The 4,029-nt window shown below is 75.1% G+C and carries 4 protein-coding genes; 1 reads left to right on the top strand and 3 read right to left on the bottom strand.

The genetic code is table 11. The features are described 5' to 3' along the window. The 3 genes from AC1MIR_RS05770 to AC1MIR_RS05760 all read right to left on the bottom strand — a co-directional run. Positions 1-896, bottom strand: an 896-nt coding sequence (locus tag AC1MIR_RS05770; RefSeq protein WP_480027232.1) for a 4-(cytidine 5'-diphospho)-2-C-methyl-D-erythritol kinase, incomplete at its 3' end; no start/stop codon positions are given. 46 nt (positions 897-942) lie between these two features. Further along, positions 943-2,682: a tetratricopeptide repeat protein gene (locus tag AC1MIR_RS05765; RefSeq protein WP_480027231.1), complete on the bottom strand. Its 1,740-nt coding sequence runs from the start codon at positions 2,680-2,682 to the stop codon at positions 943-945. Positions 2,683-2,796: 114 nt separating this feature from the next. Then, positions 2,797-3,099, bottom strand: a complete 303-nt coding sequence (locus AC1MIR_RS05760; RefSeq protein ID WP_480027230.1) for a hypothetical protein — start codon at positions 3,097-3,099, stop codon at positions 2,797-2,799. 146 nt (positions 3,100-3,245) lie between these two features. Between AC1MIR_RS05760 and AC1MIR_RS05755 the strand changes: the two genes are divergently transcribed. Then, a complete protein-coding gene (locus AC1MIR_RS05755; protein ID WP_480027229.1) occupies positions 3,246-3,902 on the top strand; it encodes a Tat pathway signal protein in 657 nt (218 codons plus the stop codon). Positions 3,903-4,029 lie beyond the last annotated feature (127 nt).

Here is a 4,029-nt window from a genome sequence, read left to right as displayed (position 1 = left end):
TGCTGCGGGGCCGCGGGGCGGCCTCCGCCCGGGGGGGGGGGGGGGGGCGGCCCCCCCCCCCCGCCCCGGCGCCACCAGGCGGCGGGCAGGGCGCTTGCCGCGGCCTTGGCCGCGATCTCGTCCGGGAAGATGCCGAAGCAGGTGGCGCCGCTGCCGCTCATGCGCGCGAGCAGGCAGCCGGGCTGCGCGGCGATGGCGGCGATGACCTCGGCGACCGCAGGACACAGGCTGATCGCGGCGTCCTGCAGGTCGTTGCCGAGCGGGCGCAGCCAGGCGGCCAGCGCCGCGGCGTCGGCGAAGCCGTCCGAAATCCCGGCCGGGGGCGAAAAATCGCCGCGCCGCGCCTTGAAGACCGCGGGCGTCGGCAGCGCGACGCGCGGGTTGACCAGCAGCAGGCCGAGGCGCGGCAGTGGCGGCACCGCCGACAGCACCTCGCCGATGCCCCGCATGCGGGTGGCGCGGCTTTCGACGCAGACCGGCACATCGGCGCCGAGCCGCGTCGCGATGCCGCGCAACGCGCCGGCATCGAGCCCCGTGCCCCAGAGCGCGTTCAGCGCCCGCAGCGTCGCCGCGGCGTCAGCCGAGCCGCCGCCGATGCCGGACGCCACCGGCAGGTTTTTTTGCAGTGTCAGCGCCGCTCCCGCGCGGATGCCGGCATGGGCCTCCAGCGCGCGCGCTGCGCGCAGCACGAGGTTGTCCGCCTCATCGGCCAGCGCGCGGCCTTCAGGGCCGGTGACGGCAAGGCTCAGCGCATCGGCCGGCATCGCCTCGATCACGTCGCCCGCCGCGGCGAACACCGCGAGGCTGTCGAGCGTGTGATAGCCATCCGCGCGCCGTCCCGTGACGCGCAGATACAGGTTCACCTTCGCGGGCGCCGCTTCCGAACGCGGTTGCAAGGGCCTCAGGCCCTTGCCGGGGGTCGCAGGGGGCGGCGCCCCCTGCTCATCGCGTCGCCGGCGCTTCGTCCGTGCGGCTGGCCGTCGCGGCCGGCGGCGTCGGCAGCCCGTCGCGCAGCTTCGCCTCGATCCGCGGGATGTCGGCCGCCTCGGGTTCGGTGCGCAGCGCGCGCAGCCATTGGAAGCGGGCCTCGCTGCGGCGTCCCGCCGCCCAATAGGCATCGCCGAGATGGTCGTTGATCACGCTGTTGCGCGGCTCGAGTTCGACCGCGCGTTCCAGCCAGCGCACCGCGCCCGGGATGTCGCCGAGCTTGAACAGGGCCCAGCCCAGGCTGTCCACGATGTTGCCGTCGTTCGGGCGGAGCTCGACCGCGCGTTCCAGCATCCGCCGCGCCTCCGCCAGGTTGAGCCCGTGCTCCACCCAGGTATAGGCGAGGTAGTTGAGGACATAGGGCTGCTCCGGCGCCAGCTCGAGCGCCTTCTGGAAGTCGGCCTCGGCGCGCGTCCAGCGCCCGGCGCGCTCGTTGGAGATGCCGCGGGCGTAGAACACCACCCAGTCATCGGGATCCGGCGTGCCGATCCGCTCGATCGCCGAGTCGTAGGCGGCGACCGCGTCGGCGAAGCGGTTGCGCTTGCGCAGCATCTCGCCCAGGCGGAGCATCGGCTGCGCGGCGCCGGGATCGGCCAGCGCCACCTGGCGCAGCGCCGTCTCGGCCTCCGCGATGCGGTTCAGCCGGTCGAGCATCTCGGCCCGCCGCAGCGCCGCGACCTGGCCGAGAGGGTCCGCGGCCGGGATGGTCTCGAGCTGCGCGAGCGCGGCCTCGGGGTGGTTCTCGTCGGCGAAGTACTCCGCCAGCAGCAGGGTTGTGGGCGCGAAATCGGGCCGCAGCCGGATCGCGAGGCGCGCGAGCATCAGCCCGACCTCGCCGCCGCGCTGGCCGCGCAGCGCCGCGGCCAGGGCGATATGGGCCTCGGCCATGCCCTCGGTCGGGGAGGCGACGCCCCCGGCGGCGAGCAGGGCGCGCCGGCCATCCGGCGTGCGGGCGGCGATGGCGAAGTCGCCATTGCCGCGGCCGAGCGCCTCCATCATGCGCCCCGCGTCCGCCTCGCCGCCGTTGCGCGTCAGGATCCCGCCCGCGACCTGCAGCATGCGCAGCGACGCGTCGGGCGTCTCGGCCAGCGCCATGCGGGCATAGCGTTCGGCGTCCCGCCCGCGGCCGGCGACGTCGGCGATCATCGCGAGGTGCAGGGCATGGATGCCGCGCAGCCGGCCGGTCTCGGCCAGCGGGCGGAGCAGGGCGATCGCCTGGTCGGTCTGGCCCTTGCCCTGCAGCGTCCAGGCCAGCAGCAGCGGCCCGAGCAGCCCCGCCGGCCCCTGGCGGGGCAGCGCGCGGATGCGCTGCTCGGCACGGTCCCAGCGCCCCGCCTGGGCCTCGGTGCCGATCAGCAGCAGGGCGGCGGCCTGGTTGTCCGGCAGGCGGCGGGCCAGCCGCACCGCTTCGGGCCGGCCATCCAGCAGCGCGGCGACGAAGGCGCGGGTGACGACCTCGGGCTGGTCCGGGTCCCGCTGCAGGGCCTCCAGCATGCGGTCGGCGGCGGCGCGGGTATCCGCCTCCGATTGCGCGAAGCGGCCGGCGAGATAGGCACCGAACGGGCCCGCCTCGCTGGCGGCGGCGGCGCTGCCGGCGGTGGCGGCGGGTGCTGCGGGCGATCCGCCGGCACCGCAGGCGGACAGCAGCGCCGCGGCCAGAAGCAGGGCCCGGCGGGGCGGGAACGGGCTGAACATGGCAGCGAGCCTAGCAGGGCGATGCTGCACCGCGCCACAACCGCGTGGCGCCGCCGCAACAGGTTGCGGCAAGCCGATGCGCAGGCGCCACGCCGGGCGCCGCGCAACCGAGCGTCACCGCTTCGTGGAGCCGGCCAGCAGGCCTTCGGCCCAATCGGCCATGCGCAGCGCGGCGTCGGTCGGCGCCTGCGGGCGCACCAGCGTCTTCCCGCGCAGGCCGGCCGCTGCCGCATCGGCGAAGCCGAGCAGGCGCGAAACCGCATCGGCCAGGTCCGGCTTCGGCGCCGGCCCGAGCCGGGCGATTTCCGCCATCGCCGCGGCGAGCGCCGCCTGCGTCACCGTGAGTTCGGCGCGCAACTCCACCAGCGCCGCCGAGAGCCGGCGCAGTTCGCCCGCCTCCCCCGCACCATCGGACATCTCACGCTCCCGTGATCCTCCGGGAGAGTGCCGATGCGGACGGCGACCGACAATGCCGATGCGCGACATGACATTGCTTTCACTCGCCCTCCACACATCCGCTGATAGAATCTTCCGGTAAGTTCAACGCCGGAGGAGACATCGGCATGCGTCGCCACATTCTTGCGATCCTCGCGATCCTCGCGGGGATGGCTGGGGGATTCGTTCCGGCCACGGCGGAGGCGCAGAACCGGTTCTGGCTGGTGAACAACACGGGCCGCGTCATCGAGCGGGCCTATGTCTCCTCCTCGCGGGTCGAGGATTGGGGGCCGGACATCCTGGGCACCTCGGTCCTGCCCTCGGGCAACCGGGTCTGGGTGACGCCGAGTTTCGGCGACTGCGTGCTGGATGTGCGCGTGACCTACCAGGGCGGTGGCGAGGATCGCCGCATGCAGGTGAACGCCTGCAGCCTGTCGCAGATCGCCTTCGGGAGCGCCGGCGCGGGGGCGGGGGCGAGCGTGGGCGGCGGCGGCGCCGGGGCGACCGTGGCGCCGGGACGGCCGGCGGCGGCCAACCCGTCCTTCTACCTGCGCAACGGCACCGGCGTGACCATCCGGGAGGTCTATGTCTCGCTGTCGTCCGACAGCAACTGGGGCGGCGACCGGCTGGGCCAGAACGTGCTGCAGCCGAACCAGCGGCTGCAGGTGAGCCTGCCCGCGGGCCGCGGCTGCGCCGTGGACATCCGGGTGGTCTATATGGACGGGCGCGCCGGCGAACGGCGCGGCCTCGAAACCTGCAGCCTCGCGGAAGTGATCTGGCGCTGAGGTCGCGAAGCGCCCGCGCACCCGGCTTGCAGGGCGGCTTCGTGCGCGGCCCGCAAGAGACGGAGGACCACGCCCGCCCGGTCGACCGCCTGGCCCCGCGCGGGCCGGTCGGGGGCCGGGCGGCGGC

The organism is Falsiroseomonas sp. RANM36 (assembly GCF_056682175.1).
Note: the sequence above shows the minus strand (reverse complement) of the source record. Positions and strands in the feature narration are given on the sequence as shown.